General features: G+C 38.5%; 15 protein-coding genes and 1 pseudogene. 10 read left to right on the top strand and 6 right to left on the bottom strand.

Annotation, left to right across the window (positions count from 1 at the left end):
- Positions 1-8: 8 nt before the first annotated feature.
- Both KZZ04_RS14655 and KZZ04_RS14650 read right to left on the bottom strand, forming a co-directional pair.
- On the bottom strand, positions 9-1,406 hold the full coding sequence (locus KZZ04_RS14655; protein WP_010558011.1) for a heavy metal sensor histidine kinase: 1,398 nt from the start codon (positions 1,404-1,406) through the stop codon (positions 9-11).
- Positions 1,396-2,082 carry a heavy metal response regulator transcription factor gene (locus KZZ04_RS14650; RefSeq protein ID WP_010388408.1) on the bottom strand — a complete coding sequence of 229 codons (687 nt, stop codon included), beginning with the start codon at positions 2,080-2,082 and terminating at the stop codon, positions 1,396-1,398. The genes KZZ04_RS14655 and KZZ04_RS14650 overlap by 11 nt, the downstream gene beginning before the upstream one ends.
- Positions 2,083-2,248: 166 nt before the next feature.
- Between KZZ04_RS14650 and KZZ04_RS14645 the strand changes: the two genes are divergently transcribed.
- From KZZ04_RS14645 to KZZ04_RS14610, 8 genes are all read left to right on the top strand, one after another.
- On the top strand, positions 2,249-4,072 hold the full coding sequence (locus KZZ04_RS14645; protein WP_010558010.1) for a copper resistance system multicopper oxidase: 1,824 nt from the start codon (positions 2,249-2,251) through the stop codon (positions 4,070-4,072).
- Positions 4,069-4,932 carry a copper resistance protein B gene (locus KZZ04_RS14640; protein WP_002963237.1) on the top strand — a complete coding sequence of 288 codons (864 nt, stop codon included), beginning with the start codon at positions 4,069-4,071 and terminating at the stop codon, positions 4,930-4,932. The genes KZZ04_RS14645 and KZZ04_RS14640 overlap by 4 nt, the downstream gene beginning before the upstream one ends.
- A 22-nt stretch (positions 4,933-4,954) precedes the next feature.
- Complete coding sequence (locus KZZ04_RS14635; protein ID WP_010558009.1) at positions 4,955-5,362, top strand: copper resistance CopC family protein; 408 nt, start codon at positions 4,955-4,957, stop codon at positions 5,360-5,362.
- An 11-nt stretch (positions 5,363-5,373) separates the two neighbouring features.
- Positions 5,374-6,282, top strand: a complete 909-nt coding sequence (locus KZZ04_RS14630; protein WP_010558008.1) for a copper resistance D family protein — start codon at positions 5,374-5,376, stop codon at positions 6,280-6,282.
- A 22-nt stretch (positions 6,283-6,304) separates the two neighbouring features.
- Complete coding sequence (locus tag KZZ04_RS14625) at positions 6,305-6,793, top strand: nuclear transport factor 2 family protein (RefSeq protein WP_010558007.1); 489 nt, start codon at positions 6,305-6,307, stop codon at positions 6,791-6,793.
- 10 nt (positions 6,794-6,803) lie between these two features.
- Complete coding sequence (locus KZZ04_RS14620) at positions 6,804-7,322, top strand: DUF411 domain-containing protein (RefSeq protein WP_002963058.1); 519 nt, start codon at positions 6,804-6,806, stop codon at positions 7,320-7,322.
- Between the two features lie 133 nt (positions 7,323-7,455).
- Entirely contained in the window at positions 7,456-7,968 is a 513-nt protein-coding gene (locus tag KZZ04_RS14615; RefSeq protein ID WP_010388415.1) for a DUF305 domain-containing protein, read from the top strand.
- A 24-nt stretch (positions 7,969-7,992) separates the two neighbouring features.
- Positions 7,993-8,724 carry a MauE/DoxX family redox-associated membrane protein gene (locus KZZ04_RS14610; RefSeq protein ID WP_002963060.1) on the top strand — a complete coding sequence of 244 codons (732 nt, stop codon included), beginning with the start codon at positions 7,993-7,995 and terminating at the stop codon, positions 8,722-8,724.
- Positions 8,725-9,039: 315 nt separating this feature from the next.
- On the opposite strand, the gene KZZ04_RS21425 is transcribed toward KZZ04_RS14610, so the two are convergent.
- The 3 genes from KZZ04_RS21425 to cadR all read right to left on the bottom strand — a co-directional run bounded on the left by KZZ04_RS21425 (position 9,040) and on the right by cadR (position 10,194).
- Positions 9,040-9,282, bottom strand: coding sequence for a MerC family mercury resistance protein (locus KZZ04_RS21425; RefSeq protein WP_327077832.1), 243 nt, complete (start codon positions 9,280-9,282; stop codon positions 9,040-9,042).
- A gap of 102 nt (positions 9,283-9,384) precedes the next feature.
- Positions 9,385-9,753, bottom strand: a complete 369-nt coding sequence (locus tag KZZ04_RS14605) for a MerR family transcriptional regulator (protein WP_028834999.1) — start codon at positions 9,751-9,753, stop codon at positions 9,385-9,387.
- A gap of 51 nt (positions 9,754-9,804) precedes the next feature.
- Complete coding sequence (gene cadR, locus KZZ04_RS14600) at positions 9,805-10,194, bottom strand: Cd(II)/Pb(II)-responsive transcriptional regulator (protein WP_002962247.1); 390 nt, start codon at positions 10,192-10,194, stop codon at positions 9,805-9,807.
- 78 nt (positions 10,195-10,272) lie between these two features.
- On the opposite strand from cadR, the pseudogene KZZ04_RS14595 reads away from it, so the two are divergent.
- Both KZZ04_RS14595 and KZZ04_RS14590 read left to right on the top strand, forming a co-directional pair.
- A pseudogene (locus KZZ04_RS14595) lies at positions 10,273-11,003 on the top strand (transglutaminase family protein).
- Positions 10,990-11,877, top strand: coding sequence for a cation diffusion facilitator family transporter (locus KZZ04_RS14590; protein WP_002962252.1), 888 nt, complete (start codon positions 10,990-10,992; stop codon positions 11,875-11,877). Before KZZ04_RS14595 ends, KZZ04_RS14590 begins: the two are co-directional and overlap by 14 nt.
- Before the next feature lie 84 nt (positions 11,878-11,961).
- Here the strand turns inward: KZZ04_RS14590 and KZZ04_RS14585 are convergent, their stop codons facing one another.
- Positions 11,962-15,090, bottom strand: a complete 3,129-nt coding sequence (locus KZZ04_RS14585; RefSeq protein WP_002962253.1) for an efflux RND transporter permease subunit — start codon at positions 15,088-15,090, stop codon at positions 11,962-11,964.

Raw genomic sequence — 15,090 nt, 5'->3', positions numbered from 1 at the left:
TTTAATAATTAGCTTTTAGCTAAATTTAGAAAAACTTTAAAGCTGGTAGTTTGATTATTTGAACTGACCTCTATATTTCCACCGTTTGCTTGCGCTAGAGCTTTAACTATTGCAAGCCCTAAACCAGCTCCATCGCTGTGTCGTTGGCGCGATTTATCGGGTCGATAAAAGCGGTCAAATAAATAAGGTAAATGCTCAGAAGGTATTCTCTCCCCAGTATTAATCACTGAAATACATATTTTATCAGCGGTAAATATTTCACTATTTACTGTGATTGATGAGCCTTTTGGGGCATACCTTATTGCATTGGATAGGAGGTTTGATAATAATTGGCGAAAGTGTAATTTGTCACAATAAAAACAAAGGTTTTGACCTTTTTTCTTAAATGTAATCAATGAGTCTTCAGCCAAAGCATCAAAGTACTCAAATAATGCTTCAATTTCATCATGGCTTTTTAGAGTATTTTGAACGGGTTTAACCAGTCCATTCTGAGTTTTTGCAAGCCAAAGCATATCACTAACCATCTTAGTTAGTCGTTCCAGCTCTTCTAGATTAGAAAACAATAATTCTTGATACTCTAACAACTGTCTTTTTTTAGATAAACCAACCTGTGTTTGAGTGATTATATTTGTTAGTGGAGTACGTAACTCATGCGCAATATCACTAGAGAAATTTGATAAACGAATAAATTCACCTTGGAGCCTGTCGAGCATCGAGTTAAACGACTGCACCATATTAACAAGCTCAATAGGCACTTTATTTTCATCAAGCCTTACATCCATCTTATTAGTTTGGATGTCATGCATTTTCTGACTCAAACCTCGTAAAGGGTTCAATCCTTGATGTATAGCAAACCAAGCCACCAATAAAATGAGTACCGCAGAGCCAAACATAATAGCCCAAAGACTTTGTTGAAATTGATTGAGAAAGTGTAAATGAAAGCTCATGTCTATCGCTGTAGTAATTTTGTATTGCTGTTGCTCAGTACTTAAATTACTCACCAGAGCTCGGTAGGTGTGGGTATCATTTTGCCATGAGGTAATGTTGTTACGGTTAAAGCCAGTTGAAACCTTAGCACTCATTACAAAATCACTAAAATCTCGTTCAGAGCTTTGAAAAATGAGATCTCCTTTTGCGGTATTTACCTGATAGTAAACACCGTGATGACCCGCTACAGCGTTAGATAATTCATTTTTAAATTTCAGGTTTGATTTATAGTGTTGTCTTAAAACTAATTCAATAGATTGATTAATAACATGCAGTTCACTACTATCTTGCTGGAAAAAATGATGTTTTATCGAACTATTTATTAAGGTGGCAACTAAAGTTAAGCACGCAATAACGGTTACAGCCACAAACAACACAACACGCATCGTAAGTGATAAAGGCCGTGACTTAATAGCCATCAGTTTCAACCTCTAATTTATAGCCCATACCGCGAACTGTATGAATTAATTTAATAGTAAAGTCATCATCAACTTTTGCTCTTAGCCTACGAATGGCAACATCAATCACATTGGTGTCGCTATCAAAATTCATATCCCATACTTGAGAAGCAATTAACGAACGTGGCAGTACTTCACCTTCGCGCCGTAACAATAGTTCAAGTAAGCTAAACTCTTTATTACTCAATAAAATACGCTTGCCTGCACGTTGTATTTTTCGCTTTGGAATATCCATTTCTAAATCAGCAACGATCAGTATATCGTCAACTGTTTGTACTGCACCACGGCGAATAAGAGTGCGTACTCTTGCTAAAACTTCAGCAAAAGCAAAAGGCTTTATTAAATAGTCATCAGCACCAAGTTCGAGCCCCTTTACTCTATCGTCTATGCTATCGCGAGCAGATAAAAATAGTACTGGGGTTTTGTTATCTGCTTCACGTAGCGACTGTAAAATTTTCCAACCGGATACGTCAGGTAACATGACATCAAGTATTATTACATCAAATAATTCGGTCATTGCTAGGTGATGACCGTCAAGACCATTGCGCGCCAAAGAAACCTGAAAACCAGCTTCACTTAGTCCCTGTTTTAAATAATCTCCCGTTTTTGCTTCATCTTCAACAACTAATAAGCGCATACAATTCCTTCATTAAAGTCCTAACAACTACCTCTGCAAATATTATGCAGTATCTGTCACTACAGCAACATGACACCAAGATTACAACTTTGTAATGTTCGCGTCATGTTGAAGACAGGTCTATTTTCTATACTCAATACATATTCTGCTATGAAGGAGTAAGGAAATGGGGTTTAAAAAGTCATCACAACAGGTTAGCACACCACGAAGACGATTTGTTCAAGGCTTAATTGCAGGAGGTGTACTTGCTGCTTTTCCGAGTGTATTACATGCTGCATCATCTTTAGTAGCAGGAACAATAACAGGCACTGTGCCCGAACTTAGCGGCGAAGTAATTGATCTGGTTATAGATGAATCGCCGGTTAACTTTACTGGCGTAGTACGTATGGCGACAACTATCAATGGATCTATACCCGCTCCTACCTTGCGCCTCAAAGAAGGCGATGACGTTACTATTAGAGTAACAAATAAGTTATCAGTACCGAGTTCAATTCATTGGCATGGCATTATTTTACCGTATCAAATGGATGGCGTACCTGGTATCAGTTTTAAAGGCATTATGCCTGGCGAAACCTTTGTTTATAAATTTAAATTACAACAAAGCGGTACATATTGGTATCACTCACATAGTGGCTTTCAAGAAATGACTGGCATGTACGGTGCATTAATTATTGAACCGCGAGAAAAAGATATTATTAGTGCAGATAACGAGCATGTTATTCAATTATCTGATTGGACTGATGATGACCCAATGGCGCTGTTCCGCAAATTAAAAATACAGAGTGATGTATTTAACTTCAATCAGCCCACTGTTCCAGAATTTTTTGATGACGTTTCAAATAGCGGTGTTTCGAATGCTTTGCAACGCCGCAAAATGTGGAATCAAATGAGAATGAATCCTACAGATTTAGCTGATTTATCTGCATCAGCAATGACTTTTTTAATGAACGGTAGTACTCCAATGGCAAACTGGCGTGGATTATTTAAAGTCGGTGAAAAGCTTAGGTTAAGGTTTATTAATGGCTCTAGTAATAGCTTTTTTGACGTGCGTATCCCCGAGTTAAAACTAACGGTTGTACAAGCAGATGGGCAAAACGTTGAACCAGTGACAGTTGATGAATTTAGATTCGGCCCTGGTGAAACCTACGACGTAATTGTTGAGCCTAAAAATGATGCCTATACGATTTTTGCTCAAAGTATGGATCGCTCTGGTTACGCAAAAGGAACTTTATCAAGCTCGCCTAATATTGATGCGCCAGTACCTGCACTTGACCCTGTTGAATGGTTAACGATGACCGATATGATGGGCAATATGACCCACGGCGGTGAGCACTCTGCAATGGCTGGTATGGCAGGCATGTCAGGTATGAACTCTAAAGAAATGGATCATAGCGCTATGGGCCACGGTGCAATGGCGATGGATCATAGCAAACATGGTATGTCTGAAAACCCATTAGCGGTTGCCAGCTCTAAAGTGCGTCATGCAAAAACGGAGTATGGAGCTTCAGTTGATATGCGCGTTGATATGCCTAGAACAAATCTTGATGATCCTGGTATTGGTTTACGTAAAAATGGTCGTCGTGTTTTAACACTTGCAGATTTACACTCACTTGAAGGGATCACTAACCAGCAAGAGCCAGAAGCTGAAATTGAGCTGCATTTAACCGGAAACATGGAGCGTTATAGCTGGTCATTTGATGGCTTAGAATTTGGTAAAAGCACGCCAGTGCATATGAAGCATAACCAACGTTTAAGAGTTATTTTACAAAACGATACCATGATGACGCACCCTATGCATTTGCATGGTATGTGGAGTGATTTAGAAAACGAGCAAGGTGATGTGCAAGTGCGACGTCATACGATACCTGTTCAACCCGCACAAAGAATCAGCTTTTTAACCACCCCTCACGATGTAGGTCGCTGGGCTTGGCATTGCCATTTATTATTCCATATGGATGCCGGTATGTTTAGAGAGGTAGTCGTATCATGAAACAATTAAAACTATCTAAATCATTAGGTTTATTAATGTTAACAGGGGCTTCATTAATTAGTTTCCCTTTATTAGCGCAAAGTGAAATGGCACAAATGAATAGCGCTAAGATGCAACCACAAGGAGGAAGTGCACCTAAAGATGCAAGAGACCCCCATGCTTACTCTGCGGGAACAACTTTAACAGAAGGCCCATATGCGCTTGAGGGCAATGAGCGATTAACACTCGCTGATGAGCATCCATTTTACGCATTACTAGGCGATCGTCTTGAATATAACGAGCAAGCAAACGCAGGTGTATTTGACTTACAAGCATGGTACGGCACTACCTTTGATCGATTGGTAATTAAAACCGAGGGTGATTTCAGCGAAGGAAGTATTGAAGAAAACCAAACCGATATTTTATGGGGTCACGCCGTATCAGCATATTGGGATACTCAAGCAGGTGTTCGTCTTGATTACAATAAAGAAGGTGAAAATCGGCAATGGTTGGCTTTTGGCTTACAAGGTTTAGCCCCTTATTGGTTTGAACTTGATATGACAGCATACGTAGGTGAGCGAGGCAATACCGCATTTACGTTAGAGGCAGAGTACGAACTATTACTCACGCAAAAGCTAATTATACAACCGCGAGCCGAAATTACACTTTATGGCAAAAACGATAAACAAAACGAACTTGGAAGTGGCCTATCAAGCAGCGCGATTGGCTTTAGGGTTCGTTATGAATTTACACGCCAGTTTGCGCCCTATATTGGCGTTGAATGGAGCAATAAATTTGGCAATACCGCCGACTATGCCACATCAAGTGGACAAAGTAGCAACAACACCGCATTTGTTACGGGTATTAAATTTTGGTTTTAATCATTTTAAATAAGAGGTAATTATGAAGTTTTTTAATTCTGCAGTAGCTATTTTAGGTTTAGTACTTACATTTTCCGCATCAGCGCATATATCACTCAAGCAATCAACACCTGCGCAAGAAGCCATGTTAATGAAAAGCCCAGAGCAACTTTCGTTAACTTTTGGTGGTGAAGTAAGGCTAGCAAAAGTCATCATCAAAGATGAAAAAAATAAATCAATAAACTTTGATTTCAAACCAAGCTCTACCCCAAGCACAGACTTTAGTTGGTCATTGCCGAGCTTAGTCCAAGGCACTTACACGGTTAAATGGACAGCACTGGGTGGTGATGGACATAAAATGACCGACACGTTTAGATTTATGGTACACAAAAGTGAATCGCATAAGATGATGCAAGAACAATCTAATACCCACAGCAAACATAATCATTAAGTAGCAACATAATGCAATTAAGTGAATGGTCAGTACTCTTACTATTATTAAAACTAGCAAGCTATATCGCAATTGCAGGGCTTGCGGGCACTTTATTAATGCGCTTTATGTGTGGCAACAGCAATGTTGCAGGGCATCACTTAATTAGCTTTTATCAGTTCTTAAAACGTTGGCAAATTACGTGTGTAGTTACAGGTAGTATTGCTGCACTTTTACAAGTACCAATAGAAGCTGGAGCAATGGCTGAATCAGGCTTTATGGGAATGTTTGACCCCTTTATGCTTGAAATTGTTTGGCAATCAGTCATAGGTGACCAAGCAACGTTTAGAATACCAGCGCTCATTATTGCTCTAATTAGCGCATGTATGTGGAGTGTGGAATCAGATGATAACGTAGCAGGTTATAAAAACGTTGCCGTTATACTAATCATGCTTGGGTTTATCGCTTATAGCTTCACTTTTACTGGGCACAGTGCAAATGAAAATGGGTTAGTGAAAAGTATTTTAACCTTTCACCTTATTGCCATTGCGAGCTGGTTAGGGTCATTGTGGCCGCTTTACAAAAGCTGCACTTTACTACCTACCAGTGAAGTAAAGCGGTTAATGCATTACTTTGGTCAACTCGCTATTGTTATTGTATTTGTACTACTTATTTCGGGCTTAACTCTGCTCCTGCAGTACCTAGAGTCATTTTCTGCATTGTTTACATCAAATTATGGGCAACTAATTTTATTAAAGCTGTTACTCGTCAGCGCGATGCTGTTACTAGGTGCATGGCATAAGCTTTTTTTAGTCCCGCAAATCACTCAACAACACCATATAAGTATATTAAAACGCTCGATTACTGTTGAAATAGTAATTGCCCTGTTTGTACTTATTACAACAAGTGTATTTACCACACTTGTTGGTCCGCCTATTTAACGATTAATAAAAAGGGAAACGTATGTTAATTAAATCCTTTAATTTAAAAATTTTATTGCTACTAATTTTTAGCACTGTTAGTTCTTTTACTGTTAGTGCACATGACGATGAAAAATATTCAAAAAAAGGCAAGGCCTTTGTCAATGTTGATAGCGAGGCTGCAAAAACAGTCAGCCTATTTCATGCATATCTAAAACAAGGTAATCGCGAAGCTGCACGTAAATTACTGGCCGACGATGTCATCATTTTTGAAGGCGGAAGTGTTGAGCGTTCTGCAGATGAATACGCGAAACATCATATGATAGCGGATATGAAATTCTTAAGTGCTGTTAATAGTGAACTACTAGAGCATCAAGTTTACACAAATGGAGACATAGCTTACTCAATTTCAAGAAGTAAAACTCAAGGAAAGTACAAAGGAAAAGATATTAAGTCTATGGGAATGGAATCAATCACATTAAAAAACACCGATACAGGTTGGAAAATCACTCATATTCACTGGTCTAATTAAGGAGTTAACAATGCGAGTAATCTACATTACCTCAGCGTTTTTTTTATCATTAACTATGTCATTTTCGGCAATGAGTATCGAAAAACAGCATAAAACATCAATAATCTATGAAAATTCAGAAAAACCTGAAATTGAGCTTACCGTTTATAAAAGTAAAAATTGTGGATGTTGTAATAAGTGGATTGCTCATTTGAGTGAAAACAATATTCAAACAAAAGCAATTAACGTTAATGACATGGGGTCGATTAAATCTCAGTATCAAATAAAACCTAATATGCGCTCATGCCATACAGCCGTGTCAGCCGATGGATTTGTATTTGAAGGTCATGTTCCCGTTAAACATATAAAACAGTTTTTATCTGGGCAACACGCTCCGCACATTACAGGCTTAAGTGTACCAGCCATGCCTATTGGCACTCCCGGAATGGAAATGGAGGGTATATTTCACAAATATAATATTGAACTACTCACTGACAACTCAAATGAAGAAACCTACAGATACATAAGTAAATCCAGCGAGCAATTTTAGCCTAACGGCATAATTTTTGATTTAATTGTTAAATACCCATTTTACACAACAGGAAACACTGATTTGTGAGCTTGATAGTGTAAAAATTACTCACATGTAAAAACAAAATACAAAACTTTTAAGGAGCAATACAATGTCACACTATTCAAAATTTTTTTTAATGATAGCAACATCCACAATAACCATGTTTGTATTGATGTATTTGAACACCTACCAACTTAGTCATGTTTATTTTAGTGAAACTCGTACTTATATGGCGCTTTATATGGGAGCCACGATGGCAGTGATAATGCTACTTTTCATGCTCAATATGTATAAAGATAAAAAGAAAAATATAACAGTACTCATTGCTAGTGTTGCCGTATTTGCAGGAAGTTTATTTTTAGTTCGCTCACAAGTGACTGTTGATGATAGCTCATGGATGTCGGCGATGATCCCACATCATTCAATTGCCATACTCACCAGTGACAGGGCAAAAATCAAAGATAAACGCGTTCAAAAGCTTGCTACAAATATAATTGAAGCCCAAGAGCGAGAAATAAAAGAAATGCAATGGCTCCTAAAAGATATAGAGCAAAACGGCATTGCACAAACCAATGCTCAAGCACAATTAAGAGCTGTTCCAGATTTCAATTCAAATAAATAAACCGCATAACATAAGGAGTAAAGCATGAGTAAATCAGCCCAACTTTTTAGAATGGCAACAGATGAGCATATTTGTCCGTTTGGTTTAAAATCAAAAGACCTACTAGAGCGAGAGGGATATACAGTTGATGATCAGCTTTTAACTTCTCGAGAGCAAACAGATGAATTTAAAAAACAACACAGTGTAGAAACTACACCTCAAGCATTTATTGATAATAAACGTATAGGTGGCTACGACGATTTACGTGATTACTTTAATAAGCCACAAGCAGCCCAAGAAGGTACAACTTACACGCCCGTGATTGCGATTTTTTCGGTTAGTTTTTTGCTTAGTGTGGCATTTAGTTTTGCATCGGATAATAGCTTATTATCAATGCAAACCGCTGAACTGTTTGTAGCCCTAACAATGGCAGTGTTAGCAATACAAAAGCTTCAAGACTTATTTAGCTTTACTAATTCATTTATAACCTATGACTTAGTCGCTATGAAAGTAGTCAGGTACGCTTATGTCTACCCATTTTTAGAAGCATTTGTTGGCATTGGAATGATAGCCGGATTACCAGCCTATATTATTGCCCCTATTTCATTATTCATAGGTGGGGTTGGTGCTGTTTCAGTGATAAAAGCAGTCTATATAGATAAACGAGAGTTAAAATGTGCGTGTGTAGGCGGTGACAGTAACGTACCACTAGGGTTTATCTCTCTAACAGAAAACTTATTTATGATAGCTGCCGGTATTTGGATGTTTGTTAGGTAAATAACAGCTTTAATTTAAAAACATGATGATGTACTAGTGTGATTACCAAGGGATTATGTCGCTCTAATTACCGAGCGACTTTGTCGTAAATAGCATATCAGCTGTACTAGCTCATATCAGATCTCACAGTTTAAGTGAATAAGTTTAGACTTCATCAGGCAGACTGCTATGAGCGAAAAGCAGACATTGACCGTTAATCGTTTCAACGACGGCAATTAGCCATACGTTGCATGTTTGCTCCCTTACTGGTTTTACGATATCCAAAACCGACATAACGACCATTAAGCAAATACCAAAGTAAAATAGGTATGTGCTTCAATCATATAGCCAAAGAGGATAAAGCGTTAATAGCACTGCTACAGGCCCTAGAATGCTGAAGACAGCTCTGGTATGGTTTTTATTTTTGTGCCAGTTGTATAAGTTTACCAATAGTTCCAAAGATGCAAAAATAGGTAAAAGCGTATTTACAGCTATTCCTTCGAAGTGAGAGAAGAAGCCTAGTCCTAATGCCGATGCAAGTGACCTTAATGCAGGGAAGCAGGCCGTGCCGCTAGCCAAACGCCACTAGAGCCTACTCTGTCTAATATTTTATTTATCATTTGAAAGTCTATTGGTTGATATTACCATCATTCTAAACTCCGTATATAAGTACGGAGTCAATCATTTTAATGAATCAATTATGGGGCAATGTGTTGGATCTTCGTTTTGCATACAGGTATTTGTCATATCCACAATTACTTTCTCTAAACGTTGAAGGTCATTAATTTTGTCTCGAATGATTGCTAACTTTTGTCGGCTTAATAGCTCAACTTGAGTGCAGTTGCTGTCCATAGACATTAGCGATTTTATTTCTCTTAACGTAAAGCCGAGCGCTTTGGCTTTTGTGATAAACCTAAGTTGTCCTGCTATTGTTTCGTCATATTGTCTATAACCAGATATTGGTTTTTCAGGTTGTGTAATCAGCCCTTCTCGTTCATAAAAACGAATGGTTTCTACATTTAAATTTAATGATTGTGCTAATTTGCCAATGGTTTACATTATTGCCTTTGTGAATACTACTAATCTAAAGTTATATTTAGTTTAGCTATCCAATGATTTGATGATGCCGCACGCTTCAATTGTATTGTCTGAACCACAAGCACTTGCCATCTGTTGTAATTCAGCTTTAAGCGCCCTTAATTCTTTCATACGTTTATTCACTAGTGCAAGTTGCTGATCAATTAATGCATTAACGCTAGAGCAGCTTTCTTCTGGCTTATTTTTTAATTCGATAAGACGTTTAATATCATTGAGTGATATATCTAGGCTGCGACAATGCTTTACGAATTCCAATTGTTTAAGTGCTTTACTATCATACAGCCTGAAATTACCTTCTGAACGGTTTGGATTTAACAGTAATCCTTCTCTTTCATAATATCTAATCGTTTGTATTGAACAGCCCGATTTTTTTGACAATTCGCCTATTTTCATCAATTTCCCCCAGACATTTGACTCTATAGTTACTATAGGATCTATAGTATAGGTATGCAACGAAAGGGATATATAAAAATGACTGAGAAATATTTAAACAATACGAATATCGTTAATTTTGAACACAAAGATATCCAATCCCTGATCGATCAACGAGGGTGGAAAAATTTGGATAATTTCAACAAAATTGGTGCCGCTTATCAGTTTGTAAAAGATGAAATAATGTTTGGCTATAACAAGAGTGATGATATTTCAGCAAGCGATGTGCTAGCAGATGGTTATGGACAATGTAATACTAAGGGTAATCTGTTAATGGCACTATTGCGTGGACTAGGTATCCAGTGTCGTTTCCAAGGTTTTACCATTGATCAGCAACTATAAAAAGGTGCTATCCCAAGCTTGTATTTTGGTTAGCACCTAAATACATCATTCATAGTTGGGTAGAAGTTTACTTTGAAGGGCGTTGGATAAACTTAGAGGGCTTTATATTGAATGAGCAATACTTAAGCTCACTACAGCAGAAATTTAGCCAAGCAAAAGATGAGTTTTGTGGTTATGGTGTTGCAACAAAGTGCTTATCTTCACCCGGTACGGATTGGCGTGGAGAGGATACCTATATTCAAAAAGAAGGTATTCATGACGACTTTGGGCTTTATGATTCACCAGATAAGTTCTATCTCGAAAAAGGTACTAATCTATCAGGTGTAAAACGTTGGTTGTATCAACGAGTGATCCGACATTTGATTAATATGAATGTATCAAAAATAAGAAATAAAAAAGTACTGGAGGTACAAAATGCACAACCATAGTCACAGTCATCAGCATGGTAAAGACGACCGGATTGGTTGGGCATTTTTCCTTAATGTGATATTTACCATTATCGAATTTATAGGTGGTTGGCTCACAAACAGTACGGCGATAATGGCGGATGCCGTTCACGATCTTGGTGATAGTCTTTCAATAGGTTTTGCGTGGATTTTAAGTCGTTTTTCAGATAAAGAAGCATCAGACAAATTCAGCTATGGTTATCGCCGACTTACACTTTTTGGTGCATTGGTAAATAGTATTGTTTTGATTATCGGCTCTATTTGGGTTTTATTTGAAGCAATACCTAAGCTGTCCAATCCTGAAATGCCTGTAGTTGAGGGGATGTTAGGGCTAGCCATACTCGGTGTTGCCGTAAATGGTTATGCGGTATTCAAATTAAAAGCGGGTGAAACACTAAATGAAAAAGTGCTGACATGGCACCTACTTGAAGATGTACTCGGTTGGGTTGCCGTTCTTATAGTCTCTATTGTATTGTTGTTCGTTGAACTGCCGATATTAGATCCTCTATTATCAATAGGGTTTACGCTGTTTATCTTATTTAACGTTTTCAAAAATCTTAAATCAACATTGGTGCTTTTTCTTCAAGCTGCACCCGATAAAGAGACCCAAGAGCGTATTAAGCAGTCATTAATTGAATTTCCTGAAGTAAATGGTATACACCATATGCATTTTTGGTCACTGGATGGTGAAAGTCACGTTTTAACAGCGCACCTTGAGCTGAGTGACAACTTTGACGTTAAAGAATTAATTAAGCTTAAACAAGAGGTTGCAGCTAAATTATCTTCCTATCATTTATCGCATACGACGATAGAGTTTGAGTTTTTAAATGAAAATTGTAGGGATGAAGCAGAGTAAGTTTTATCAATAAAATTTTGGAGCATACAATATAAAAAGCAGCTTAATTAGGCATAACTTAGTAATTAAGCTGCTTTTTTGCTTTTAGATTTCGTCGGATTGCTGTTTGTTACTCTCAGCGCCATGCGCCCATTGATATAAAATAGGCAATACAAACAAAGTTAAAATGGTAGAAGATACAATACCGCCGATAACAACTGTTGCTAGTGGTCGTTGTACTTCTGCACCAATTCCAGTGTTTAACGCCATTGGAATAAAACCTAAACTTGCGACCAGTGCCGTCATTAAAATAGGTCTTAAACGAATGATGGCACCTTCAATGATCGCTACGTATAGGTCGCCTTTTTCATGCCAAAGATCTCGAATAAAAGCCAACATAACCAAGCCATTTAATACTGCGACACCTGACAATGCAATGAAGCCGACACCTGCCGAAATTGATAAGGGCATGTCTCTTAAATAAAGTGAAAATACGCCCCCTGTTAATGCTAAAGGCACGCCACTGAAAATGATTAATGCATCTTTTAATGAACCAAATGCTATAATCAAAATACCTAGGATAACAACCAATGTTATCGGTACAACTAGGCTTAATCGCTTACTTGCTGATTCTAGTTGTTCAAACGTTCCACCATAATCAAGCCAGTATCCTGCTGGAATTTCTCCTTCCTGATTAATTTTAGCTTTAACTTCTTTTACAAAACCGCCTAAATCTCTACCACGAACATTGACGGTAACCACAACTCTTCTTTTTCCGTTCTCTCGGCTAATCTGCGCGGGTAAAGACTCTGATTTAAGCTCTGCAACTTCTTCAATTGGCACATAGTTACCATTCTCAAGTGGAAGCGGCAGATGCTTCAAGCTATCGATATCCGTTCTTATTTGCTCTGGTAGGCGAACAACTAACTCAAACCGTCTGTCACCTTCATAAATGATCCCCGCAGATTCACCGCCAATCGCAGTGGCAACCCAGTCTTGCAATTCGGTAACGTTCAATCCATACCTACCAAGCGCTTCTCGTTTAGGAATTACTGATAAAGATGGAACACCTGTGACCTGTTCTATTCGAGCATCAGCGGCACCATCCACGGTTTTCACAATATTTAGAATATCTTTTGCGGTAAGTAATAACCGATCCAAATCATCACCAAATATTTTGATGCCGACATCAGCTCTAACGCCAGAAATCAATTCATTGAAACGCATTTGAATAGGCTGAGTGAATTCATAGTTGTTGCCTGGAATGTTTTTCAGTACTTTTTCCATTTCTTCAACTAATTCACTTTTTGGTTTTGAAGGTTCGGCCCATTCTTTACGTGGTTTTAAAATAACAAAGATATCAGCAATACTCGGTGGCATTGGGTCGGTTGCTACTTCTGGTGTGCCAATGCGCGAGAATACTTTATCAACTTCAGGAAACGCTTTAATACGTTGCTCAAGTACTTCTTGCATTTCTACTGATTGCTCTAGGCCAGTCGATGGAATTCTTAATGCCTGTAGTGCAATATCACCTTCATTTAATTGAGGAACAAATTCTGTCCCAAGCGTAGTTGCTAACCAAAGGCTATACCCCATTAACAGCGTTGAGAATGAAACAATAATCCAACGAAATTTCATCGCCATTTTTAACAATGGTTCATAAATAGACTTGGTTGAACGAATAACTACACTTTCTTTTTCGCTGATTTTACCTTTCATAAACACAGCTACAGCAGCAGGAACCAGTGTAACTGAAAGGATCATTGCGGAAATTAACGCCATAACGACAGTTGCCGCCATAGGGTGGAACATTTTCCCTTCAACGCCAGTTAGCGTGAAAATGGGGATGTAAACAACAGTGATAATTGCCACACCAAACAAGCTTGGACGTATCACTTCTGAAGTGGCTTCAAAAACGGTATTTAGGCGTTCTCTTAAGTCTTGCCTATGACCGTTGTGTTGGGCCTGTGCTAACCTACGGACAGAGTTTTCAACGATGATTACAGCCCCGTCCACTATCAAGCCAAAGTCCAATGCGCCGAGACTCATTAAATTGGCAGATACTCCTGCTTGCACCATACCTGTGATTGTCATTAACATGGAAATAGGGATAACAGCAGCGGTAATGAGAGCTGCACGTAAATTTCCAAGTAGAATAAATAACACAACAATAACTAAAAGCGCACCTTCAACGAGGTTTTTGGTAACGGTTGCAATCGCTTTATCTACTAACGTTGTTCTGTCGTAAACAGGCTCTGCGGTAATGCCCTTTGGCAGAGATTTTTGTATTTCGCTGAGCTTATGTTCCACTTCTAAAGCAACGGTGCGAGAATTCTCACCAATCAGCATCATGGTTGTACCAAGCACTGTCTCAATGCCATTACGAGTAGCAGCCCCTGTTCTAAGTTCTTTGCCTATAGCAACATTGGCAACATCACTTATTTTTACAGGAATACCATCGTTCTTTTTGATGATGACATTGAGGATTTCATCCATTGTCGCAAGTTGCCCGATGGAGCGCACTAACACTTGTTGTCCGTTTTGCTCAATATAACCCGCGCCACGGTTATCATTATTTTTACGTAATGCATCAGAAACGTCTTCAAAGCTTACCTGATGAAAAAGTAATTTTTCGGGTTTCGGCGTTATATGATACTGCTTGTTATAGCCGCCGATGCTGTTGACCTCAATGACGCCTTTAACTTGAGCCAATTGCGGTTTAATGATCCAGTCTTGTATTTCTCTTAAGGCAATAGCGGTATAAGGCTCTCCATTAGGCATTTTAGCGTCAGGAGAAGCTTGTACGGTATACATAAATATTTCACCAAGCCCTGTGGAAATAGGACCCATCTCTGGCTCTAAGCCAGAGGGAATAACGCCTTTTATCGCAGCTAATCTTGCATTGATTAAGTTGCGTGCGAAATAAATATCGGTTCCCTCTTCAAAGATAACGGTCACCTGGGATAAACCATATCTTGAAAGAGAGCGGGTGTGAGACAGCTTTGGTAGTCCAGCTAATGCGTTTTCTACTGGAAAAGTTACCCTTTGCTCCGCTTCTAAAGGTGAATAACCGGGGGCAGAGGTATTTATTTGTACCTGTACGTTTGTTATATCTGGAACAGCATCAATGGGAAGTTTTTGATAACTCCACATACCAACGCCGATGATTACCATCAGCAAGCTTAATACTAAATAGCGCCTATTTATTGCAAGACGCAAAATTGATTCAATCAT

The sequence above is a fragment of the Pseudoalteromonas sp. CR1 genome (genome assembly GCF_019392235.1).
Lineage (GTDB): Bacteria > Pseudomonadota > Gammaproteobacteria > Enterobacterales > Alteromonadaceae > Pseudoalteromonas.
Note: the sequence above shows the minus strand (reverse complement) of the source record. Positions and strands in the feature narration are given on the sequence as shown.